Origin of the sequence: Paraburkholderia sp. 22098 (genome assembly GCF_052045935.1) — a bacterium.
Lineage (GTDB): Bacteria > Pseudomonadota > Gammaproteobacteria > Burkholderiales > Burkholderiaceae > Paraburkholderia > Paraburkholderia caledonica.
Window position 1 is genome coordinate 35,751 of record NZ_JBQEPV010000017.1, and the last position, 23,806, is coordinate 59,556.

Here is a 23,806-nt window from a genome sequence, read left to right on the forward strand (position 1 = left end):
ACTGCCCACTCGAGCTGTAGTCGGCGCGCTGCCGCCTGCCATAGTGAAGTTACTGCTGCCAGTTCGCCTTCGTTGGCACAGTAGCCAGACGGCACCTCGCATCGTGGAGTCGCTAGCGTTAGAACGAAGTAATCGGATCGCGAGAAAGCTATCTGGCTCGACGAGGCTTTTGCCACATGCAATCCGGGCGAATCGAGCAAAAGCCGGGAAGGGCGCGGGACTGGCAAGGTTGCGACCTCGGGTCATTTAGTATACCTAATTAAACTTAGTCCGGGGGACTGCCGCGGACTTGTCCCGTGAAACAACCACATTGGTTTAGGTTTTGAATGCAAGTCACTGTTTTTCAAGGATGTTGCGCGCCGTATGAAAGAGTGTTTCACACAAATTCACCACGCGTGGGGCCGAGGACGCGATCCACGAGAAAAAATTCGGCGGAGGAGTATTAATGACGGTGTGAATCCCCAAGTTGTAGCGTTCATTACGTTTTTTATCGTTTTATTAACAATGGGGCGCATTGGCAGGAATATCAATGACGACCCGGAGTCGTTAGAAGGCCGTTGTTACTGCGCTCGAGAATCCGCCGTTAAAACCGCAATCAGCGCGTGCATTCTGCGCCCTGCGGGAGTAACACTCCCTTTGAAGTACGGGGGCTGCGCCCGGAATCGGTTCAGCACCTCGGGCTTGCAAAGCCAGCTCGTGCATTCCGCGCAGCTCTGTCCAATACGTTCCCGTAGGACTCACTTTGTGTACGCACGTCCACCACTCTGACGCAACTAACGGTCTGGCGACTATGCCTCTCCCTCGACGGCAAGCATCCGTCTGCAAGGATGTGGGCAGAGGCTATACGGACGGTCAACAGATGTGGGCAACATTTTGGCCGCGGACACCGCCTTATATCTGTTCTGTCCTACGCGTTACCTCGATCACCGCAAGAGGCCCGCCGTCCAGTCCGACCTGCCGGGGCTGACCGCTGAAGGTTTATGGAGCAGGCGTCAGCTTTCGGGTTCGACGACCGTCACCAGTCCATGCGGTATTTGTCGTCGTTTCCGGGTGCGGGCGCTCTGGCCGAGGGCGGATGCTGCGCGCGCGGCAGCGATAGGTGGGGAAGGCACCGGTCACCATCACGTCTAACCGCGCAGATGAACCGCTGGGCGGAAGGGCCGTCGGCGCCCGGGTTGAGCGCGCGACCCCAGATCTAGAGCATTAAATACAGTATTGCTAATAGCAGTTATCAACACTGGAGCACGGCAGAAATCTTGAATTGCCCATCGGTAGCCGCCATCGGCGTCGGCCGCCATGTCCGTCGTGTTCGCATCGACTCGACCCGATGCCGAGTGCGATTGCACGGCGGCGGCTCGATGGGGTAGGGTGGCGGCATCGCAAACTAGGAAAAGGAACGAACATGAACAAGCAGGAGCTGGTGGACGCCGTCGCCACTGCAACGGGACAAAGCAAGGCTGCCGCGGCCGAGACAATCGACGCCTTCATCGGGACCGTGACGAAGGCAGTCACAAAAGGAGACGCTGTTCAGCTGATTGGCTTCGGCTCGTTTTCGACCGGGGCACGCGCTGCCCGTGTGGGACGTAATCCTTCAACCGGCGCCGAGATGCAGATCCCTGCGGCGAAAACCGTCAAGTTCACCGCGGGCAAAGCGTTCAAGGACGCGGTGAACGCGCGTTGACAAGATCTGGATCGTGCCGGACCTTCGTGCGGGTCAACAGCGCCACGTTAGGCACGTGAAAGCGTCCATGCCAGACGGCCGCTGGCGCCTGGACGCAGATGAAGGGGATGAAAGTTGTGGCTTTCATCCCCTTAATTTCTGGACAGATGCTTTTTAAGAGGCGGAGCGGGTGGGCCTTCGCGAGAGGCAGCTAGGCGCGCCGAACAGTGTTGCTCGCTGGTTCTACAGGATGCCCGTCGCTGCGTTCAAGGGCGGTCAGTTATCGTCCGACCGGGGCGGAAGGTGCTCGTGCGGAGCGGGCTCGGCGGCGTCGGCGTCGGGAACGTGGTCGTCAGGAGAGACGGGTGGCGTGCTGGATGGCGCTTCGCCCGTCGCGCAGGGCGATGGCCGTGCGGGATCGGGGACGGTGTCGGAAGGATCGGTAGACATACTGGGCTCCTAAGGGACGGACGGCGTCTTTAGCAATATAGGCGGCTCAGCGAGACAAGGCAGCAGAACTGGCCGACAGTGAAGGGGCGGATAGTTGCAGCTATCCGCCCCTTCGTTTCTGGACAACCAGGCTGGTCTCAAAATGGAAGGCATGAAACCTGGGGATTTCGCCCCTTTGTTTCTGGACACGCCGCCCATCAGCCGGTTATCTCCTGTGTCATCGCACGACACCGGCTGCAACATAGCGCCACGCAGACCTGATATCGCCACCTCCGATTATCCTAAGTGTCAGATGTTGCGATTTCCGGTGCTGTTGGCCGGCGCGGGCTGTCGCGCACACCCGTTCGGGCGGCGCGCTGCTAGTCCCCGGAACCACAACGGGACGGGCACTGCTAGTCGCGGCCGCCGGTCGGTTATCCTGTCCCAAATATCAACCTGGAAACTGAGACGATGAGCAGCAGCACCCTGGTCGAAGATGAGTACGGCCATACCCTGAACGACGTGATTGCGCTGCTCGAAGAGGCGCGGCGAGCAGCTGCGCGTAGCATCAACGCGCTGATGACGGCAACTTATTGGCTGGTGGGCCGGCGCATCGTTGAACTGGAGCAGGGTGGGCGCGAGCGTGCGGCGTATGGGCAGGAGGTGCTGCAACGTCTTTCGCGCGATCTGACCGGGCGGTTTGGGCGCGGTTTCGGTGCCGACAATCTTGAACTGATGCGCCTGTTCTACCTGAGCTATCAGGCGGGCGAGATTTCCGAATCAGTGGTTCGGAAATCCGGAGCCCCGGCAGCGGAGCCAAAATCCGAATCAGCGATTCGGGATCTCGGGCTTCAGCAATTGGCAGAACGGTTTCCGCTGTCGTGGACGCATTACGTGAGGCTCATGCGGCGAACGCGATCAGCCGACGAACGAGCGTTTTACGAAACGGAAGCGCTTCGCGGCGGCTGGAGCGTGCGGCAGCTCGAACGGAGATCGGCAGCCAGTTTTATACGCGCACGCTGATGTCCCGAAACAAGTCCGCGATGCTTGAAAACGGGGCGGTAGCTAGACCGGGCGAGGCGGTCAGTGCCGAGGAAGCAATCAAGGATCCGTACGTACTGGAATTCCTGGACCTGAAAGACGAATATTCCGAGAGTGATCTGGAAGAGGCGTTGATCCATCGTCTCGAAGACTTCCTGCTTGAGCTTGGCGGCGATTTCACGTTCGTCGGACGGCAGCGAAGGTTGCGAATTGGTGACAGCTGGTTTCGTGTCGACCTGCTGTTCTTTCACAGGCGCCTGCGATGCCTTGTGATCATCGATCTGAAACTGACCGAGCTTAATCATGCCGATGTCGGGCAGATGCATATGTACTGCAACTATGCAAAGGAGCACTGGACTCTAGCTGGCGAAAATCCGCCGGTCGGCCTGATCCTGTGTGCCAGAACCAACGCGGCGATCGCGCGGTATGCGCTTGAGGGTCTACCCAACAAGGTACTCGCCGCTGAATATCACACCGTGCTACCGGACGAGCAGCTGCTGGCTGACGAGCTGGCGAAGACCCGTCGCGAGTGGGAGGCGCAGCATCCGGTCCTCCCGGACAGCGAAGGCACTGGCGGCTGATAGTTGCTCACAAGTTTGAAAAGCTGACCAGCGACAGTCTCGCACGGCTGTCGCGGAGGCATCGACGAGTCATGAACGTCGACCCGTGTTAATAAAGTCGAGGCCGGCACGCTTGATGAGGTTGCTAGGGGCAGGGGCGCAGCGTCCGATCGCCTGCAAAGTCGCCTTTGAAAGTGCAACGCGTCGATCTTCCGACAGAGCAGATGACAACGCGGTCTGCCTCCGCGAGCAGCGTCTGCGTGACTCTGCTTCCCGCTCGTTTGATTTGTTTTTGCAACGAGCTCGAACGGCAGGCCGGATGGGGGCTAAGTCGGTCCGCGTTTCGAACTCATCACCGCAAAGCGGCCAGTCGTCGATGCGTACTTCCGATATCACGTCATCGATGCGCGCTGCTTAGGCTGAGCAAAACACTACGCTAGCAGTATTAGTGACCAATGCTAGCACTCATGTGGGCACCGCTAGCATTGATTGTGAACGCCTACATCGGCATTGCTTCGCGAACGTTGGCGAAACGGGGGACAATGCCAATCCGCGGCAACACCTGCTCCCTTCTCTAAATTCCGGACTATCTCCACGTTCGGACCCGTCGGGCTGGCGTGGCGTAAGCGCGCGATTGCGCACACCTAGAAGTCGACGGCAGCCTATTCATTCGTTGCCGGAATTCGCACGAAAGACATATGCCGCAATGACGTCGTTCCAAACATTTGTCAGTCCAGTCGCGAGCTCGTGCGCATTGCGATAGGACGAGGTCAGTAGCTGGTCCGGATGAATGTGGCGTTCGCGAAGCGCCTCGATCGACATGGAGATTAGCAAGCACAGCTCGCCACGGAAGTCTCGGCGTAAGGCCGCATTAAACTTAACTTTCTTTGCACGGCTGTAGGGATTCAGAATTGCCGCTAACCGTGTTCACCGGAACGCTAGCGGAAAAAGACGTCAAGGCCTTGCTGCGTAAGGGTTACGACACAATGGGCGCGATGCGATGGCCGTTGCGATGGTACAACAATCGTGATGAAACTTGTTCAGTAATCCTGCGAGCGAGGCCTTTGCGGTCCGGGATATCAGATCTCATGGCGGGCACGATCCGCACGACGCTTGCGATAATTGGCAGTCGGTGTCGAGCGACATTGCATGCGTTGCCGGGCGCAGCACCTGTTCTTGTGGAGTGATGCCGGAGAAGACTTTAATGCGCGTATGAAGGCATATTCCGAACCTCGGGCATGATAGTGCGCGGCGCCGATCCGACTGTGCGAAGCGCCCGCATTAACGAAAGTGATGTTGTTGCTTCAAGGGTACGCCCGATGTCCGAAATGACTTACCAAGCGCGTGCAAGACACGCTAGCGTCATTAATGATCATGCTAGCGCCCTATGAACATTCGCTAGCGGTAATTCTGAAACCAACACAGGCACTACCGCCGTCCGATGTCGTTCACGCGGCGCCAGCCGTGAAAAGCGAAGTGCGAGCGGCAGAAACACCTGCCCGAAAGACGAGGGACTCACCGTGGCTCACGCAGATTTTTACCTTCGGGTGAACGATGCCTGATTCGCTGAAACGCCCCGTTGATCCATCGGCGCATCCGCTCGTGAACCAGGCGTACACGGTGCCCACCCCGGCAATCGCCGCGATGTACTCACGCGTGCGTCAGTGCATCCGGCGCGGCGTCGCTGGCGCTGTCATCTATGGGCACACTCGCTGGGGCAAGACCTATGCGATCCGGTACTGTGTCCGGCTGCTGCATCTGGAGTTGCCTCACGTGGCAATCCTGACGATTGGCATGCCGCGCAATCCGTCGCGCTCGGAGGCACTGTTTTTCGGCATGCTGCTGGAGGCGGCACGACATGGGCGCCCGGATAGCGGTACGGCGTTGCAGCGCCGACTACGCCTCTACCATAAGCTGGCCGAACTGGTCGAACGTTCCGCCGCCAACAAACTGATCGTATTTGTCGACGAGGCGCAGCGGCTCGAGCTCGAACACTACGAATGGCTGCGCGACGTGCAGGACGAACTCGAGTGACGGGGCGTGCGGATGTTCACATTCCTGGTCGGTCAACCTGGCATCCTGAACCGCAAGAGTTCGTTCCGACAGAGCGTCGACACCTCGCAGATCGTGTCCCGTTTCATGGTCGATGAGCTGCGCTTCGACGGCTTTCGTGCCGCCGACGATCTGAAAATGTCGCTCGCCGCTTACGACACGTCAACTTTTCCAGATAGCAGTGAGTGGCCTTACACGCGCTATCTTCTGCAACGCGCGTTCGACACCGGCTTCCGCCTGGCGAAGCAGCACCTCGCGTTGTGGGAAGCTTTCGACGCTGCGCATCGGCGCGCGCGGTTTGATTTCACGATGGAAGTGCCGATGGAGTACGTCGCGCGCACTGTCGAGATCGCGCTCGTCGAGAACATGAACCGCGACGCGATGGATTTTGCGCTCAGCCCGGCATTGTGGGCGCAAGCGGTAGACGAATCGAACTACGTTGCGGCACTGGAAGATTTGCGCATCGTATTTGTTGACGACGTATCCGCTGGACTATGAGAAGTCGCTTCGAAATTCTGCTCCCCAGCGCCGACGCCTGGCAAGCCGGTGAATGGTGCTGGCGCGACGACTGGAATCTGCCAGGGCAGTCTGCGTTTATGCTGTTTGCCAGGTTCCAGCAATTGAACGCGTAGTCGTGTACAGCATTGGCGGAACTCTTCTTACGAGAGCCGAGCCGCTTGACTTTGAAGCACGGCATTGATCTGCGTGACATGCGTCAGTTCGATCTACTCCGGATGTCCGATCTGATGTGCATTCCGCTTTGCGACGTTGCGGCTGCCTTTCTGCCGGTTAGCGACGTCTCGCGGAGTGCCGGATCGCAACAATTGATGTGGTGCGTGCAGTGTGCGGCGCGCGGCATTCACCTCACCGTCTTTCAGTCTGACGGGTGCAAGACATGCCCGGTTCACGGCAGTCCACTCCGGGACCGTTGCACCCAATGTGGCGGGGCCTTGATGACCTACCGGCTGCAGGCATGCAATTTCCGGCTGCCCCTATGTTGTCCGTCGTGCGGGCACAACTGGGTGCGCTCGCCCGGCGCGGCAGGAGATCCCGCGACCCGGATATCGCCTGCGTACCGGTGCAAGGTCGCGCAAGGTCTTGCACGGGATTGGTTCGGCCGCCGTTCATCGAATCTCCGGCGACTGTTGGTTGACTTAGGTCAGCCGGACATCTGCGAGGCCTGGCTGGCTTCGGCGCCGCCAAGGGCCAGCGGAGCGGATGGGCCCGGCGGTTTCTGCGCGCGTGTCGTGCAGGGGCAGACTGAAGGGGTTTCGAACGCGCTGGTCCATCCGGTGGCTTTCGCTCTCGATTCGGTAGAAACAGATGTTGACCGTCGTTGTAAGCGCGTCGGAGATTTGTACCCTTCGCAGGCGATAGGCGCGCCCGATGATCTGCTGCCGGAAGCCATCGCGTGTTATAAGGCGATCCGGCGATATCTCATACGCCATGTCGTGCGAAGGCATCGCAGGTGCGTCTATACCGCTGGCCGCTATCTCACCTGGCGGCTCGATGCATGTACAACGACACCGTTCTGTCCGGTTGCGCAGACGGTTCTGCGATCGCGGGCAAAATGGGAGGGCGTTGGCGTACCGGCGCATCTGTTCGGCCGATGCGAACATGGGCTGCTTGGTGTTCTTGTCTGGCTTTCGCTCTTCGCGCCAGTTGGTTTGCCCGGATGGACCCCGTCGTTGGAGCGCTGGACAATCCTGCGTGTTTTTGCACTGGCCTGTCTCGACAGTTTTTCCTGCTACCTTGATGCGGCCAACGACGGAGACGCGCGATCAGGACCTTTATGGATGCCGTTTCCAGCGGTCGATTATCCGGAGCGGGAGTGGGTTGTGCTGGACGCAGAGTCTGACCGGAAGCAGTACAGGATGGAGATCGCTCCGACGCGACCACGACAGCTCGCATCCATAGAGGAACTACAGGCACGAGCGGTGCACTACAGACATCATTTCGCGAACCTTCATGACGCTCAAGCGCCGGAAAACTTTCCCACGCCTGTCGCAAAACGTGACGCGCGACCGGACATTTCCGTGCGACCAGTTAGTTCGCCACTGACGAATCATCGGCGCGACGTCGGTCTTACGGCAATGGTCCTGGCGATGTTGACGGCTTCCGATGCAGAGTGAGACGTTGCGCTGACAAGTACACCGGTCTTATTCGGTGCCACAGAATAATGACGAAGCTGGCGTTGAATTGAAAAGACTTCTCCACGCACTCTGTCACGGTTCCGCTGGCCGGGCCGCGAGAGCGGGAACGTCTACAGGTTACGCCGCAGAAACTGAAAATCCCCTGGAGGGACGCCGGAGCGCGTAGGTCACGTCAATGTGCGAAGCAACCGCAGGAGAAATCGGCCGGCACAGGATTTCAATTGTTCGTCGCGCGGTTTCAGATGAAGGTGCTGATTGATGTGTCGGTTGACCCGATTGAAGCGTGCTCCGTTTCGGTAGGGCGCGTGGGCAACGCGATACCCGAGGTGATGCAGGTCGTCGCTGGTTTCTCCGAGTTTGTCGGCGAAATCGGTGTGGCCTCTGCGCAACAAGGTGTCGACGTTGAGGAGGTCCGTCTCGAAGGGAACACGGCGTCATGAGCGATCTTGCAATTCCCTTCGCGCACCCCGCGGGTGTCGACAGTCTTGAAACGGGTGGGATTCGCGTGCTTGTCGAGCACGGCGGTATCGAGGTGCGCGAGTGTGCGACCGTCTCGCAGTCCGATCGCATCCCTTTCGATGTGATGGTGCCGCGTGTCTACGGGCTCGAGACCTGTCCGCCTTTAAAGTGTGGCGAGTGCACGGGCGAAATTGCCGTCGTCTTCACGACTTTGCACGTGGGCAACGAAGACTGGGGCGAGGGTTTTCCGGTCGTCGGCGTCGCCGATGTGGCCATGCCGTTGTGCGTCGAGGAGGAGATGCCGCGGGTCATAGCGCATCTGTCGCTACGCGCGACGCACAAGCAACTGCTCGAACGGAACCGACAACTGCGTGCGCTAGTTGCGGTCCGCAAGGAGACCGAGGCAGCGCTGGCCGCGGCGCGCGGCGAACTTGCGCGGCGCGTAGAAATGCGCACCGAGAGTTGGCGCGACCTGTCAGCAAGGGCTGAAGATCGCGGGGGAAATTACCCTGTGCCTGAGGCCGGCGGCAACTGCTGATCCTGCGTGCCGGAACTGAAGAAGCTGCTGGTCGACACCGGACTGGAAAGGTTAAGCACAGTTTGAAGGAAACTGAAGTTTCAAGATTAAGAGACTCAATAACACGCTGGCTGTGATCGAGCCCGGCTATACTTTCTTCGCTCGCCATGACGACCGCAAGGTCGCGCTGTCAGGTCCAGAAGGTGCCGTTGAGGGACGCTTGCTACATACGGCGAATCTTCGCGCCTCCCATCTGGGCGAAGGAGGGCGGCATGACCGTGCACGGCGCCGCACCCGCAAGTCGGGCACAGCCGCTGGGTCGGCCCACTCCGGCACGCCACGTTCGCATCGCCATTGTTTGCGGTTAAAGCGAGTGGTATCAACGTGCCGCTCTGTGCGATCAACGTCGCAGTTCGGACATGATCTTTTCGGCGAGAAAGTCGCATGGCGGCCGCTTCGATTTGGCGCTCGGCACAAGTACGACCTCCAGCGCGGAGATTTCGGGCAAACCCTGCGTATGGCCGGGCAAGCTCAGGTGAGCGGGATCCGCGCAGCGCGCGAGCGGTGCCGCCGCGAATCCTGCTTCGACCATGCTGAGAAGGCCCAACAGGCTCGGGCTCTCATACGAGGTCCGGTAGGTGATCATCGCCTGTTCAACACTGCGGATCGCGTTTTCCCGGGGCGACGCTGCGCGGCATGAATACGGCCTACGCTATGGCCGGCGCCTTGTAGTGGAAAAACCGCCTCGCCCTAGAACGGCACCTGGCGAAACGGTTCTAGGAGAGCATCGTGTTGGCGACGGTGGTGGATCTCGCGCTCGACCTCACGTCGATCGCCCCGATCAGGGCGCTGTTCGGAAACGCCGTCATCAATGGCGTCACGCGATGTTCGTTTTCATCTGAGAAGCAGCTTAGATCGGCACGCGGTAGCCGTAGAACTCGTGATCCTCGTTGTAGCCGCCTTGACCCGCGCCGAGGTCGGCGAAATCGTGCACGAACTCAATGGCAGCAATCCACTTGACCATCTTGAAGCCGAGTTCGTTCTCGCACCGCAGCCGTAACGGTGCCCCATGCAGCACGCTGAGCGGTGCGCCGTTCATCTCGTAGGCGAGGATCGTCAATTCGTGCCGCATGTTGGCGATGCTGTGCACGTCGTAGTAGCGCCCGCCGTCGCCGCCATCGGCCAGTGAATAGAACACCGCGTAGCGGGCATCGGCGGTCGGCTTCACCAGATCGAGGAGATGATGCATCGGAACGCCGCCCCATCTGGCGACGCCGGACCATCCCTGAATGCAGAAATGCGTGGTGATCTGTTCCTGCTTCGGCATCGCTTTCAGCTCGGCGTATGAGAGCTCTACCGGCTTTTCGACCAGCCCATCGATTCTCAGCCGGTAATGCGCAAAGCCATCTTTCACGAGGTGATCGAACCCGGCCGATGCCGGCATCGTCCCGTTGGGCCAGAAGTACGGCGAGATGTCCTGTTCGGTGAGCTGGCTCGTCGGGTCCCACCACTGCGTCACGCTATTGAATGGCCGGGCCAGGAACGCCCCGATCCGCTGAACCAGACGCGCATGACGAAGCGTGAACGGCGACGCCAGCCACCAGGTGACGGCCACGAGGGCCATCGCCGGGACGAAGACCAGCACGCCGCTCCAGGAGTCGCCGTTCACGCCCGCGAACATCATGTTCAGATTCACCCGGGCTCCGGTGATGAACACCAGCGTCACGTGCGCGAGGATGTAGAACAGGAACCAGCACAGTGCGATGAAATGGATCGAGCGCGCGCGCTGCCGGTTCAACGCCCGGCCGACCCAGCCGAGCCGGTTGGAAATCGCCGGGCTCTGCATGAAGCCGGTCAGGATGGAGGTGGGCGCCGCGATGAACACGGTAATGAAATAGGTGATCTGTTGCAGGCTGTTGTAGCGCAGCCAGCTGTGATCGGCGGGAAATGTGAGCGACAGGTACTGCAGGGCGGTCGAGGCTGCGTTGGGGATCACCTCCCAGGTCGTCGGCACCAGCCGCAGCCACTGGCCGGTCGTGAACAGCAGCACGTAGAAGACGATGCCGTTAATCATCCAGAGCAATGTGATCGAAAAATGCCACCATCTGGCGAGGCCGATGGAGTGACGGATTCCAGGAATTCCGAGCCAACCAGGGAGCGTGACCGAATCGTCCTTCGCGGTCCACACGCGGCCGGTCGGCACGGCCTTCTGGAAGCGAAACCATTCCGTGCCGGGCGTGCAGTCGCGTTTCCAGTACAGCCGCGGATGATCGGCGAGAATCTGGAGTCCTGCGCGAATGATGAACGCCATAAAAAACAGGTTCAGGAAATGCTGCAGTCTGAGCCATGCGGGGAATCCCGTGGTAACGGCCGCCACGGAGGGGGGAATGCCCGGGTAGCGCACGAGGAATTCCTGCACCGCCGGGACTTGCCGCAATGCCTGTGCGACGGCCACGCCGATAACGAGCAGCACGAAGACGAGCGGCAATGCCCACAACACGTTGATCCAGCTTTGACCGATGCGGATACTGGGCACCACACCTGCCTGCGGAGGTAGCCAGTGATTCAGGCGAACCCGATCGTCCGCGGGGCTGAGATCTGCCTCCGCGGGATCATGCGGGACTTCCGGCCGAACGCGTTCCATCCCATCTCCTCTTCGCACTCGCACGACCCGATGGTTGCGTTAGTCGCGGGTCAGCGGCTTTGTATCTCCGGGGCCGCCGGTCAGACGGATGACGTCGCAGACCCGGGAAAAAATCCAGAGACCGATCGGAAAGACAACCAGCGTCGAGCGGATTGGATGCTGCCAGATGCTTGGGGGAATATGCATGGGTATCCTCCGTCGATCGCCGGACAATGCACGGGACAGGGCGAAATGCGTTGTGGCATCTACTGTCCTGTCACAACCGTCCTGTTCTGTTGCGCCCGTTCCCTGTACGCGCGTGGATGCCTCAAGGGAAAGAAGCGGGAGCGATCCCTGAAGGGCCAATGGACACAGCGGCAGCGTTCCACATTTGTTAGCGGCCCGTCTGTACGGTAGCAGTCAACGTCGCTCAGGAATGCAATTTTTTCAGCGCGCGACCTTTGTGCATCGCGATATGGTCGGTCTTGTCACTCCTGATCTCGTATTGTGGATCGGCCACGCTGGCGTGATGGGTGTACCCCTTGTAGTCGGTATCTTTCGTATGCACCTTGATGATCTTGCCATTGACATGGCCGGCCTCCGAGTTCCAGGTCACGTGATCGCCAACCTTGAATCTTGTCGTCATGACGGGTGCCCTCCGTTCGGTGCTGCGTGCAGTGTGTCGATGTCAGGTTGCGCGAAGGCTGCCGCGCGCTCAACAGCGCATTCTCATGGTACGCCGGTGTATTTCAATATAGATCATGTTGTGACATAGTTTAAATTCAATGGAATTCCCAGGAATTTCACCGCACAAGAGAAATGTGTCATGCACATCCGGCGGGGCCAGGCAAGTTCATCGTCGGAGGCAGCGCTGCGCACCGCGTCGTGCATAGGCGCGGCCTGCCGTCGGTGATAGTGCGATTGCCGCACTAGGGAGCAACACATGGAAATCCAACATATGAAATTCGAAGCGGAGCGCATGACGGGCGAAGCCGACGCACAGACGCTTGCCCGGGCCATTGGTGCGGTTGACCCAGACGCGAAAGTCGATGTCGACGTCGATACCATAATCATAAAGATTGACTCGTGGCTGCTTGCGGAGGAATTCCTGATTGCGTTCGAGGACGCAGGATATATGCTGAAAATCAGCGAAGGCTGACCTGGCATCCGGACGGGTGTTTTCTTGTGAGCGCTGAACGTCCCGTGGACGAGCGGTTCGAACAGACCCAGCTGGTTATGACGGCGGAGGAGGCAGCTCCGATGCGCAACGAAGGCCAGTACAAGGTAAGGTTTGTTCGCGGGCTGAGTTACAGAGCCGGAAGCACAAGCTTCATTGTGCAGCCGCCCGTACCGGATTACCGGGATCAGCGAACGCTGCCGGTCTGTTGTTAATTTCTCGAGCGCCCGCCGTAGTGGTTCGCAATTGATTCGTGGCTGTGGAATGCCGCCCCATGAGCAGCGTCGCCGGCTTACGGCCAAGGAACATGAACCGGAGGTCCATGATGAGTGACAGACGGGTGATCGAGATCTTCCGGTATGACCCGGACAAAGATGCCAGACCTTACATGCAGTCGTTCGAGGTTGACATCGATCCACACGACCGGATGCTGCTGGACGTCCTTGTCAGGTTGAAGTCGGTCGACGAATCGATTTCGCTCCGGCGCTCATGCCGCGAAGGCATCTGCGGGTCCGACGCCATCAATATCAACGGCAGGAACGGTCTTGCATGCCAGATCAACATGAACGACCTGCCATCGCGGATTGGCCTGCGGCCATTGCCCGGCTTGCCAGTAATCCGTGACCTGATCGTCGATATGACGTCGTTCTTTAACCAGTATCACTCGGTGATGCCGTATCTGATCAACGATACGCCTCCGCCGGAACGGGAGCGCCTGCAAAGTCCCGAAGAACGTGACCAGCTCGACGGCCTCTACGAGTGCATCCTGTGCGCGTGCTGTTCAACGGCGTGTCCGTCGTACTGGTGGAATCCGGACAAGTACGTCGGACCGGCTGGCCTGCTGCAGGCCTACCGGTTCATCGTGGATTCGCGCGACATGGCCACGCAGGCGCGGCTCGATAACCTCGAGGACCCCTACCGGCTCTTTCGTTGCCGCACCATTCTGAACTGCACCGACATTTGCCCGAAAAACCTGAACCCCGCGTATGCAATCGGCCAGATCAGATCGATGCTCACGCGCCGCGCGGTGTAATGCCAGGTGCGCCTCTTCGGCATGCGGGGCTTGTGCAGAAGGCATTTAACCGAAGGTAGCGTCCGGCCTACACGACCACAAGCGGATCGCCTGCCCGGATTCCCTCGTGTGGCAGTTGTCAGCAGCAGCGAACACCGGACTAACTGCCCCATTGCGAGGGCAGACCGGGCAGGCCAGGTTCGACGCTCGGCGTCCAGGGAACGGGCGGCAGTCCGTAATGGCATGGTATTGCGTGAGGTGCGGGCGCCGGATCACCGATGCCGTCGGATGTCGCGCCGCGTTGCCGGGTAGTTGGTATGAATGGTGCTATGGAGGGGCTACGCATGCGCCGGGAGCGCGATATGTCGCTGGAGATCAAGGTTGGGCCGCCACAACTCGCGATCCATCAGGGACACGCCGTCCTTCTGACCGAACCGGATGGGCAGATCAAGGGGCCGAGCCATAAAGGGCTGTACTTCTACGACACCCGGGTGATCAGCAACTGGACTGTCTATGCAAACGGAGAGCCATGGGATCTGCTCAATGGCGGCACGACTACTTCGGTCAGTGCAGCCATATTTTTAGCAAATCGCGAACTTGTCACCGAGGCTGGCGCGATCGCGCCGCATACGATCGGGCTCGTGCTCAGTCGTCATATAGGCGGCGGCTTGCATGAGGATGTCGATCTGGTCAATTACGGTCTATCGAAGGTGCGCTTCAACCTCGAAATTGCGGTGCGCAGCGATTTTGCCGATATCTTCGAGGTCAAGTCTGGTCACTTTGTCCGACGTGGACACATCATCACGAAATGGTCCGCGCGTAAGCAGTGCCTCACCACCGCTTACCGTAACAGGGACTTCTTCCGTGCGGTAGCGCTGACCGTCCGGGTCAGCGACGCACAGGCGGTGTACGCAAACGGCCGACTCACCTTCGACGTTGAACTTGCGCCAGGCGCCCGCTGGCATGGTTGTCTTACCTACGACCTCTCGGATGGTCATACGAGCTATCCTGCGCCGCACGGGTGCGCCCGAGGGGGCGGCGACACGCAGGAGGACGGCACGCCGCTGGCAGACTGGCGTAGCGAAGTACTCAAGCTTGAAAGCAGCAACGACGGATTCCGGCGTTTGTTTCGCCAGGCAACTGACGATTTTGCGGCACTGCGTCTGCCCGTTCGCGGCGCTCGCCGCACTCAAATCGTGCCGGCCGCCGGACTGCCGTGGTTCGTGGCGCTTTTTGGACGTGACAGCCTGATTGCCTCGCTGCAAACGTCGCTCGTCTATCCGGATTTTGCGCGTGGGACGCTGGATGTGCTGGGAGTCTGGCAGGCGACGAAGTGCGATGACTATCGCGATGCGGAGCCGGGAAAAATCATGCACGAACTCCGTCTGGGGGAGTTAGCCAGGCTAAAGCTGGTGCCCCATACACCTTACTACGGGACAGCGGACGCGACCCCTCTCTATCTCATCACGCTGCATACTGCCTGGTGCTGCACCGGCGATCCAGAATTGCTCAGACGTCATCTGCCGACCGCGGAGCGCTGCCTTGAGTGGATCGACCGGTACGGCGACCGCGACGGCGATGGCTTTCAGGAATACGCCACGCGCTCGTCCGAGGGTCTTGAAAATCAAGGCTGGAAGGACTCCGGCGATGCGCTGGTGTATCCGGATGGGACGCTCGTGAAGGGCCCCAAAGCGCTTTGTGAGTTGCAGGGCTACGTCTACGATGCGTGGCTGCGAATGGCGCAAATCTACGATGCGTTGGGCGACACCGTCCGGGCGACTGCCATGCGGACGAAAGCCGCTGCGCTCTTCACCCGGTTTAATGACGCCTTCTGGGACGAGGACGCGGGCTTTTACGCATTCGCACTCGACGGCGAGAAGAGAAAGGTCATGAGCGTCGCATCCAATCCTGGTCATTGTCTGTGGTCCGGGATCGTACCGCCCGAACGTGCCGGACGCGTCGTGGCGCGGCTGATGCAGCCGGACATGTGGAGCGGGTGGGGCATCCGCACGCTGTCGGCGAATCATCCCGCCTACAACCCCCACTCTTATCAGAATGGAGCGGTCTGGCCGCATGACAACGGTCTCATTGCGCAGGGATTCAAGCGCTATGGTTATTCCGAAGAGGCAGCCCGGATTGCCCATGACGTGTGTGCGGCCGGGGGCTTTTTCGCACTGAACCAGTTGCCCGAGCTCTACGCGGGCCTCTACCGGGACGAAGCGAATTTTCCTGTCCAGTATCCAGGCGCGAATGTGCCGCAGGCCTGGGCAGCGGGATCGGTCTTCTCGATGTTGCACGCGGTCCTTGGGCTCCAGCCCGATGCGCCTCACAAAAGGCTCTACATCGACCCCATACTGCCTGGCTGGCTGAGCGATCTGACGCTCAGGAATCTGCGCGTCGGCAAGCAGGTATTCGATATCCGCTTCTGGCGGACTGACGATATGACACAGTTCGAGGTTCTGCGGGGCGACCCGGCCTGGATCGCACGACGCGAAGCGAACGTGTTGTGAGCGATTTGCTGAAAGGTAATCCCGAAGATCCCGGCCGTCCCTAAGGCGGCGGCCCGAAAGCAGGGTGGCGGCAACAGACGATCGGTTCGGTCAGTGCCCGTGATGTCGAAGTTACATGGTTCGACAGCTTTACACGACTATTTCAAAGTTCTCCCAGTAGTTACTCCCATTGCAATCGGCTTGCGTAGTCCTGTGCTATCGGGCAGCGGCGCTCGACATGCAGGGGGCGGCACACACGGGCAAGGTTTTTGCGATACATCACGTCGTGACATTATTTTCATACTGAAAGCTCAGATCAGGACGCGCGACGCAGATGTGAGCAGACAACCGCTTGCCAGTCGGCCCAAGGCCGAGCAGGAGAACAAAGATGAGTGAGACGGTCAGCGATTTCCTTGTCGAGCGCCTGCATCAATGGGGCATCAGGCGCATCTACGGCTACCCCGGGGACGGCATCAACGGCATCCTGGGCGCGTTGAACCGAGCCGACGGAAAGATCGAGTTCATTCAGGTCCGGCACGAAGAGATGGCCGCTTTCATGGCCTCCGCGCATGCGAAATTCACCGGGGAACTTGGCGTATGTCTTGCGACCTCGGGTCCCGGCGCCTCGCACCTCGTCACCGGCCTCTATGACGCCCGCATGGATCACATGCCGGTGCTTGCCATCGCCGGCCAGCAGGCGCGTGCGTCGCTCGGCGGCCATTATCAGCAGGAACTCGATCTGCCTTCGCTGTTCAAGGACGTGGCCGGCGCATTCGTGCAGCAGGCGAGCGTGCCGCCACAGGTGCGGCATCTTGTCGACCGCGCAATCCGCACCGCGCTATCCGAACGACGCGTGACCGCGATCGTGCTACCTAATGACCTTCAGGACGAGCCTTATCAGGACCCGCCACGCCAGCACGGCACAGTTCATTCGGGTATTGGGTACTCGGCGCCCATGGTGGTGCCAAAGGATGACGATCTGCGTCGTGCGGCCGACGTGCTGAATGCGGGCGAAAAGATCGCGATCCTCGTCGGCGCGGGCGCCCTGCACGCCACCGACGAAGTAATCGCGCTGGCAGACAAACTCGGCGCCGGGGTCGCGAAGGCACTCCTTGGCAAGGCGGCGTTGCCCGACGAGCTCCCGTGGGTCACGGGCTCGATTGGCATGCTTGGCACGAAGCCGAGCTGGGACATGATGACGGAGTGCGACACGCTGCTGATGATCGGTTCCGGTTTTCCCTATTCCGAATTCCTGCCGAAAGAAGGGCAGGCGCGCGGCGTGCAGATCGACGTGAAGGCGGACATGCTGAGCCTGCGCTATCCGATGGAGGTCAATCTGGTCGGCGACAGCGTCGATACGTTAAAGGCGCTCCTGCCGCTGCTGCAGGAAAAAACCGACCGTCTATGGCGCAAGAAGATTGAAACCTGGGTAAGCGAGTGGTGGAAGACGCTCGAAGCGCGGGCGATGGAAAAGGCCGAAACGTACGTGAACCCGCAGCGCGTGATGTGGGAGCTTTCCCCGCGTCTGCCCGAACGCGCAATCATTACGAGTGACTCGGGTTCATGCGCCAACTGGTATGCGCGCGATCTGAAGATCCGTCGCGGCATGATGTGCTCGCTATCCGGCGGCCTCGCGTCGATGGGCGCCGCAGTGCCATATGCAATCGCTGCGAAGTTTGCCTATCCGGACCGGCCGGTGATTGCGCTCGTTGGCGACGGCGCCATGCAGATGAACAACATGGCCGAACTGATCACGGTTTCGAAGTACTGGAAGCAATGGTCGAGTCCGCACTGGATCTGCATGGTGCTGAACAATGAGGATCTGAATCAGGTGACGTGGGAACAGCGCGTGATGGAGGGCGACCCCAAGTTCAATGCATCGCAGCAGATTCCCAATGTGCCGTATCACAAGTTTGCGGAACTGATTGGACTGAAGGGCATTTACGTCGACGACCCCGAGCGTCTCGGCGCGGCGTGGGAAGAAGCGCTCGCAGCGGATCGTCCCGTGGTGCTCGAGGTGAAGTCGGACCCCAACGTTCCACCGCTGCCGCCGCATATCACGCTGAAGGAAGCCAGGGCCTTCGCGGAAACGCTCATCAAGGGCGATCCGCAGGAAAGCGGCATGCTGATGGGCGCCGTGAAACAGGTGCTGAGCGCGGTGCTGCCGCACGGGCACAAGGATCACGACGAGGGTCACGACAAGTCCGATGAGAAGAAGGGTTGATACGATGGCCGATCATGAAGCCGGCGCGCCGCTCGGACAGATAAGGGCGCAGGCGTACACCATCCCGACCGACAAGCCCGAAGCGGACGGCACCATCGCCTGGGACTCGACGACGCTGGTTGTCGTCGAGGTCGGCGCGGGCGGCCAGACAGGGCTCGGCTATACCTATGCGAGTGCGTCCCTGGTGCCGCTGATCGAGCATATGCTGGCGAAGGCCATCGAACAGCGCGACGCGTTCGATATACCCGGCGCGTGGCTGGCGATGCAGCGCAGCGTGCGCAATCTCGGACGAGAGGGCCTCGCCGCGACCGCAATCTCCGCGGTCGACTGCGCGCTGTGGGATCTGAAGGCGAAGCTGCTCGACCTGCCGCTTGCACGGCTGCTCGGCCGGCTGCGCGACGCTGTGCCGATCTACGGCAGTGGGGGCTTTACCACGTACACGGACGACGATGTGCGCGAGCAGTTCTCGCGCTGGGTTGCCGACGACGGATGTCGCTGGGTGAAGATGAAGATTGGCTCCGATCCCGCGCGTGATCCGCATCGGGTCGAAGTTGCGCGCGCAGCGATTGGCGAGCGCGGCCTTTTCGTCGACGCGAACGGTGCACTCGACGTTAAGCAGGCAGTCGCCCTTGCCGCGGTATTCGGCGAACAACAGGTCAGCTGGTTCGAGGAGCCGGTGTCATCCGATGACCTCGAAGGGCTGCGCCGGTTGCGTGACCTGGTACCGCACGACATGGAGGTGGCAGCCGGCGAATATGGATACACCGCCGATTACTTCCGCGGCATGCTCGAAGCCGGTGCGGTGGACGTGCTGCAGGCCGACGCAAGCCGGTGCGGTGGCATCACGGGCTTCCTGCAGGCAGCACATCTGGCGGACGCTCATCACGTTGCGTTGTCTGCGCACTGCGCGCCGGCTTTGCATCTGCACGTTGCCTGCGCGGTGCCGCGCCTGCGGCATCAGGAGTGGTTTCATGACCACGTGCGCATCGAGCGCATGCTGTTCGACGGCGCACCTACACCGCGCGGTGGTGTGATTACCCCCGACCTCTCACGACCGGGCTGCGGGCTCGAATTCAAACACGCGGATGCGCAGCAGTATCGTGCCCATTGAAGCGCCCATTGAAGGATTGGCCATGCACAAGGCGGAAATGATCGGGCTGGGAATCGTGAGTGCGGCTGCGGCGCTGGGTGCAACCGTCGCGCTGACGCGTACCGGTGCAGCGCCCCGGCATGCGGGACGCTCGCACGTGACCGGCGCCGACGTCCCGGCGCATCTCGACGCTGCAAAAAAGCTGAACCGCAGTTCCGCGCTGCTGGCGCTATCGGTACTTGCGGACAGCGGAATGGAACACTATCGAGGCTCGTTCGAGAACCGTGCAATGTACACGCCGCTTGTTGTGTCGCTGCTATCGCTCGGCGCGGGCGTGCACGGTGGCAGGGACAGTAACCCGGCTGCCCACCGTGTACGTGACGCCATCTATCTGACGGCCGCCGCGACTGGCGTGATCGGCAATGGCTTTCATATCTACAACATACTGAAGCGACCCGGCGGACTTGGGTGGGGCAACCTGTTTTACGCGGCGCCGATTGGCGCGCCGATCGCGATGCTGCTCTCCGGCGCACTCGGCGCGGCGGCTGAGCGGTTGCGCGACGAGCCCGAGCGCGATCCGCGCCTGTATGGCATGCCTGCCGGCCGCGCGCTTGCCCTGCTCGCCAGTGCCGGGCTGATCGGTACGGTCGGCGAAGCTGCGCTGCTGCATTTCAGAGGCGCGTTTCACAATCCCGCCATGTACGCGCCGGTTGCGATTCCGCCAATCGCCGCCGCGGTGCTCGCCCATGCCGCACTTGCCACACCGCAGCCGGAGCGCTGGTTCACCCGGTTCTGGCTTCGCTGTACCGCGCTGCTCGGCTTTGCGGGCGTCGGGTTTCACACGTTCGGGGTCGCACGCAACATGGGCGGCTGGCGCAACTGGTCACAAAACATTTTCAGCGGGCCACCGCTGCCGGCGCCACCAGGCTTCACGGCGCTCGCGCTGGCGGGTCTCGCGGCGCTTGGTTTGAGGGAAGGGGAAGCGGATGACTGATCAAAAGCCTGTCCCGCGCGCTGCGCGCTATCCCGGCTACGACGTGCTGCGCAAACGCCACACGCCGTCGTGGGACGAAACGACCCGTCGTGTGGTCGACGCGCGGCTGGCGGTCCGGCGCGAGCCGGCGTTTATCGACGAGGCCGCATGGCGCACGCTGGACGCGCTCTGCGGGCGCGTCGTCCCCCAGCCTGCAGACCGACCGCCCGTGCCGGTCGCGGCGCTGGTCGACGCGCGCCTGCAACGCGATCAGGGCGACGGCTATCGCGATGCGCGGCTGCCGCCGCCCCGCGTCGCGTGGCAGCGTGGTCTTGCGGCACTCGATGCTGAAGCGCAGGCGCGTTACAACGTGCTGTTTCATCAGCTCGACTGCGGCGAGCAGGACGCCCTCATTACGAAAATGCAGAAAGGCGAGCTGACCGATGCCGCCTGGCGCGATATGCCGCCGCAACTGTTCTTCGCGGATCGGGTTCTGCACGACATTTGCGGCGCGTACTACTCGCATCCGGCCTCGTGGAGTGAGATCGGTTTCGGCGGCCCTGCGAGTCCGCGCGGCTATGTGCGGCTGGTGCCGGGCAGACGCGACCCCTGGGAAGCGGTCGAAGCCACGCCGGGTGATGAAGAGAACGCCCGCAAGGAGAACGAACGTGTTCGATGACGCCTTGCATACGCCTCGCGGCAAGGATGGCCGGGCACCTGATGTGCACCGCGTCGGTGGGTGGCTGCCGATGCGCGAATATCCGCAGAACGAGGCCGTCGACTTTGTCATCGTCGGTACGGGTGCGGGCGGCGGCACGCTAGCGTGCCGGCTGGCTCAAAAGGGCTTTTCGGTTGTGGCCTTTGACGCCGGCGCCTGGTGGCGGCCGCTCGAAGAGTTTGCCTCGGACGAGACGCATCAGGAGAAAGTCTATTGGACCGATGAGCGCATCGTCGACGGTGAAACGCCGCTGCGCCTTGGCAACAATAACAGCGGCAAGGCGGTCGGCGGCAGCACCGTCCACTTTGCGATGGTGTCGCTGCGCTTTCGGCCCGAATGGTTCAAGGCGCGTACGACGCTCGGCTACGGCGCGGATTGGCCGTTGGACTGGCGCGAGATGTGGCACTACTACGCACAGGTCGAAGAGGCGTTAAAAATCTCGGGCCCTGTAAATTATCCATGGGGTCCAAAGCGTCCACGGTACCCCTATCGCGCCCACGAATTGAACGCCGCGGCGCTGGTGCTGGCGCGCGGGGCCGAGGCGTTGGGTATCGACTGGACACCGACGCCCCTCGCCACGGTGTCGGCGCCGCGTGGCGAATCACATCAGTGCGTTTATCGCGGGTTTTGCGTGACGGGCTGCTCAACGAATGCGAAGCAGAGCGCGCTGGTGACCTGGATTCCATGGGCGGTGCAGGCGGGTGCCGAGATCCGCGATCTGGCCATGGTCGGCCGTGTCGAAACGGACGACGCTGGACACGCGAGCGGCGTGCACTACGTGCGCGATGGCGTGTGGCAGTTCCAGCAGGCGCGTAACGTGGTGGTCGCGGGCTACGCGATCGAGACGCCGCGCCTGCTCCTGATGTCCGCCAACGCGGCGTTTCCGGACGGCCTTGCGAACAGCTCGGGACTGGTCGGCAAGAACCTGATGGTGCAGACCAACCAGGCGGCATGGGGCGTGATGGACGAAGAGATCCGCTGGTACAAGGGGCCGCCCTCGCTCGCCCTGACCGAGCACTGGAACTACACCGACACGGGCAAGGACTTCTTCGGCGGATATTGTTACATGAGCCAGGGGGCGCTTCCGGCTGCATGGGCGTCGACGCAGAACGGTCGCGGCCTGTGGGGCGATGCGCTGCTTCATGAGATGGAAAAATACAACCATCAGGTGGGGCTGAAAATTGTAGGCGAGACCCTGCCGCAGGAGCGAAACCGCGTCACCCTTGCTGACGAGAAAGACCAGTATGGCCTGCCGATCGCCCGCGTCACCTATTCGCTATGCGACAACGACACGCGCCTCGTGAGACATGCGCTCGACTTCATGGGGCGGCACCTGCAAGCCGCGGGCGCGCGCGAAATCTGGAATCAGGAGAACGATACCTGTCATCTGAACGGCACCGCGCGGATGGGCGATGATCCGCGCACGAGTGTGGTCAATGGGGACTGCCGCAGCTGGGACATCCCCAATCTGTGGATCTGCGATGGTTCGGTGTTTCCGACCGTAGGCGGCGTCAATCCTTCGCTGACGATTCAGGCGATTGCCTGCCGGACCGCAGATCGTATCGAAGCGCTCGCCGCGCGCGGGGAGCTGTCATGCGCCTCGCGCTGATCCCGAGGGGCTGCAGGCTCTCCCTCCTGGCGGTGCCTTTCGTGTCGCCGCTGGCGCACGCCGACGCGCCGCTCGGATATCTCCGGCATTCTGCCGGACCTGCGGCGACGCCGACGATGCATCTCGGCTGGGGCCTGACTGCAATGTGCGTCGCGGTTGTCGCCATCATTGCTGCCCTGCTGGCGTGCGCGCTTGTGCGGCGTCGTCCCGCGGCCGAGCCGCGCGCGCTGGGCAAGGAGGAGGGTGGAATGGGATGGATCTACATCGGCGTCGGCGTGTCGACGCTGGCATTGCTGGTGTCGCTCTTCTACACGCTTGTCACGTTGCAGGCAGTCGCACAGCCATTGACAGCACCGGGCATGACGATCACGGTCACCGCGTACGACTGGTGGTGGAAGATCGACTATGGAGACGACTCCGATCCGGCGCATCACGTCGTGACAGCCAACGAAATTCACATCCCGGTGGGTGTGCCGGTCAGGATCGGACTCAGGAGCGCGGACGTGATCCACGCGTTCTGGGTACCGCGTCTTGCCGGCAAGACCCAGGCCATTCCGGGGCAGGTCAACACGCAATGGATCCAGGCGGATGTGCCGGGCGTCTACCGTGGTCAGTGCACGCAGTTCTGCGGCGCACAGCATGCGCACATGGCGTTCGACGTCGTTGCGCAGCAGCAGGCGGATTTCGATGCATGGCGCGACGCGCAGGTCCGTCAGGCGCCGGCCCCGATCGACGGCCAGGTGCGAACCGGCCAGAAGATCTTCATGGATCGCTGCGCCGGTTGCCATACGATACGGGGTAGCGACGCCGCCGGTGTGCAGGCGCCGGACCTCACCCATGTGGGCTCGCGTGGGCAGCTCGCTGCGGGCACGTTGACGAATACCCCGGAGCACCTGCTCGACTGGGTCCTGCACGCACAACAGATCAAGCCGGATTCGCTGATGCCCAGCATTGCGCTGAGCGTCCAGGATGCCACTGCGCTATCGGCCTATCTCGCGACGCTGCACTAGCGCAACGCTA

At 61.3% G+C, this 23,806-nt stretch carries 19 protein-coding genes and 2 pseudogenes; 16 read left to right on the top strand and 5 right to left on the bottom strand.

Annotated elements, in window-relative coordinates:
• Nucleotides 1–1,402 precede the first annotated feature (1,402 nt).
• On the top strand, nt 1,403–1,681 hold the full coding sequence (locus ACTJLB_RS27640) for an HU family DNA-binding protein (RefSeq protein ID WP_408422479.1): 279 nt from the start codon (nt 1,403–1,405) through the stop codon (nt 1,679–1,681).
• Nucleotides 1,682–1,936: 255 nt separating this feature from the next.
• Here the strand turns inward: ACTJLB_RS27640 and ACTJLB_RS27645 are convergent, their stop codons facing one another.
• Entirely contained in the window at nt 1,937–2,110 is a 174-nt protein-coding gene (locus ACTJLB_RS27645) for a hypothetical protein (RefSeq protein WP_408422476.1), read from the bottom strand.
• A 450-nt stretch (nt 2,111–2,560) separates the two neighbouring features.
• Between ACTJLB_RS27645 and ACTJLB_RS27650 the strand changes: the two are divergent.
• From ACTJLB_RS27650 to ACTJLB_RS27675, 6 genes and pseudogenes are all read left to right on the top strand, one after another.
• Nucleotides 2,561–3,711: pseudogene (locus ACTJLB_RS27650) on the top strand (PDDEXK nuclease domain-containing protein).
• A 1,533-nt stretch (nt 3,712–5,244) separates the two neighbouring features.
• Nucleotides 5,245–5,724, top strand: coding sequence for an AAA family ATPase (locus tag ACTJLB_RS27655; protein ID WP_408422473.1), 480 nt, complete (start codon nt 5,245–5,247; stop codon nt 5,722–5,724).
• Between the two features lie 12 nt (nt 5,725–5,736).
• Complete coding sequence (locus ACTJLB_RS27660; RefSeq protein ID WP_408422470.1) at nt 5,737–6,240, top strand: hypothetical protein; 504 nt, start codon at nt 5,737–5,739, stop codon at nt 6,238–6,240.
• A 455-nt stretch (nt 6,241–6,695) separates the two neighbouring features.
• Nucleotides 6,696–7,874 carry a hypothetical protein gene (locus ACTJLB_RS27665; protein ID WP_408422468.1) on the top strand — a complete coding sequence of 393 codons (1,179 nt, stop codon included), beginning with the start codon at nt 6,696–6,698 and terminating at the stop codon, nt 7,872–7,874.
• Between the two features lie 263 nt (nt 7,875–8,137).
• Nucleotides 8,138–8,335, top strand: coding sequence for a hypothetical protein (locus ACTJLB_RS27670; RefSeq protein ID WP_408422465.1), 198 nt, complete (start codon nt 8,138–8,140; stop codon nt 8,333–8,335).
• Nucleotides 8,332–8,892, top strand: coding sequence for a hypothetical protein (locus ACTJLB_RS27675; RefSeq protein WP_408422463.1), 561 nt, complete (start codon nt 8,332–8,334; stop codon nt 8,890–8,892). The genes ACTJLB_RS27670 and ACTJLB_RS27675 overlap by 4 nt, the downstream gene beginning before the upstream one ends.
• Nucleotides 8,893–9,271: 379 nt before the next feature.
• On the opposite strand, the pseudogene ACTJLB_RS27680 reads toward ACTJLB_RS27675, so the two are convergent.
• From ACTJLB_RS27680 to ACTJLB_RS27695, 4 genes and pseudogenes are all read right to left on the bottom strand, one after another.
• Nucleotides 9,272–9,578, bottom strand: a pseudogene (locus tag ACTJLB_RS27680) (LysR family transcriptional regulator); the annotation flags it as partial.
• Between the two features lie 203 nt (nt 9,579–9,781).
• Nucleotides 9,782–11,515 (bottom strand): molybdopterin-dependent oxidoreductase, encoded by a 1,734-nt coding sequence (locus ACTJLB_RS27685; RefSeq protein ID WP_408422460.1) that lies wholly within the window; start codon nt 11,513–11,515, stop codon nt 9,782–9,784.
• A 39-nt stretch (nt 11,516–11,554) separates the two neighbouring features.
• Complete coding sequence (locus tag ACTJLB_RS27690) at nt 11,555–11,701, bottom strand: hypothetical protein (protein ID WP_408422458.1); 147 nt, start codon at nt 11,699–11,701, stop codon at nt 11,555–11,557.
• Between the two features lie 223 nt (nt 11,702–11,924).
• Nucleotides 11,925–12,140 (bottom strand): DUF2945 domain-containing protein, encoded by a 216-nt coding sequence (locus ACTJLB_RS27695; RefSeq protein ID WP_408422456.1) that lies wholly within the window; start codon nt 12,138–12,140, stop codon nt 11,925–11,927.
• A 312-nt stretch (nt 12,141–12,452) separates the two neighbouring features.
• Here ACTJLB_RS27695 and ACTJLB_RS27700 point away from each other — a divergent pair, with 312 nt between their 5' ends.
• From ACTJLB_RS27700 to coxB, 9 genes are all read left to right on the top strand, one after another.
• Entirely contained in the window at nt 12,453–12,653 is a 201-nt protein-coding gene (locus ACTJLB_RS27700) for a copper chaperone (protein WP_408422453.1), read from the top strand.
• 343 nt (nt 12,654–12,996) lie between these two features.
• The gene (locus tag ACTJLB_RS27705) at nt 12,997–13,704 is read left to right on the top strand and encodes a succinate dehydrogenase/fumarate reductase iron-sulfur subunit (RefSeq protein WP_408422451.1); all 708 of its coding nucleotides are present in this window, start codon (nt 12,997–12,999) and stop codon (nt 13,702–13,704) included.
• Between the two features lie 341 nt (nt 13,705–14,045).
• The gene (locus ACTJLB_RS27710) at nt 14,046–16,193 is read left to right on the top strand and encodes an amylo-alpha-1,6-glucosidase (RefSeq protein ID WP_408422450.1); all 2,148 of its coding nucleotides are present in this window, start codon (nt 14,046–14,048) and stop codon (nt 16,191–16,193) included.
• 367 nt (nt 16,194–16,560) lie between these two features.
• Nucleotides 16,561–18,396, top strand: a complete 1,836-nt coding sequence (locus tag ACTJLB_RS27715; RefSeq protein WP_408422447.1) for a thiamine pyrophosphate-requiring protein — start codon at nt 16,561–16,563, stop codon at nt 18,394–18,396.
• Nucleotides 18,380–19,507, top strand: a complete 1,128-nt coding sequence (locus ACTJLB_RS27720; protein ID WP_408422445.1) for an enolase C-terminal domain-like protein — start codon at nt 18,380–18,382, stop codon at nt 19,505–19,507. Before ACTJLB_RS27715 ends, ACTJLB_RS27720 begins: the two co-directional genes overlap by 17 nt.
• A gap of 22 nt (nt 19,508–19,529) precedes the next feature.
• On the top strand, nt 19,530–20,480 hold the full coding sequence (locus ACTJLB_RS27725) for a hypothetical protein (RefSeq protein ID WP_408422442.1): 951 nt from the start codon (nt 19,530–19,532) through the stop codon (nt 20,478–20,480).
• A complete protein-coding gene (locus tag ACTJLB_RS27730) occupies nt 20,473–21,138 on the top strand; it encodes a gluconate 2-dehydrogenase subunit 3 family protein (protein ID WP_408422439.1) in 666 nt (221 codons plus the stop codon). The genes ACTJLB_RS27725 and ACTJLB_RS27730 overlap by 8 nt, the downstream gene beginning before the upstream one ends.
• A complete protein-coding gene (locus ACTJLB_RS27735; RefSeq protein WP_408422437.1) occupies nt 21,128–22,786 on the top strand; it encodes a GMC family oxidoreductase in 1,659 nt (552 codons plus the stop codon). The genes ACTJLB_RS27730 and ACTJLB_RS27735 overlap by 11 nt, the downstream gene beginning before the upstream one ends.
• Nucleotides 22,771–23,796, top strand: a complete 1,026-nt coding sequence (gene coxB / locus ACTJLB_RS27740) for a cytochrome c oxidase subunit II (RefSeq protein WP_408422434.1) — start codon at nt 22,771–22,773, stop codon at nt 23,794–23,796. The genes ACTJLB_RS27735 and coxB overlap by 16 nt, the downstream gene beginning before the upstream one ends.
• The last annotated feature ends 10 nt before the right edge of the window (nt 23,797–23,806 follow it).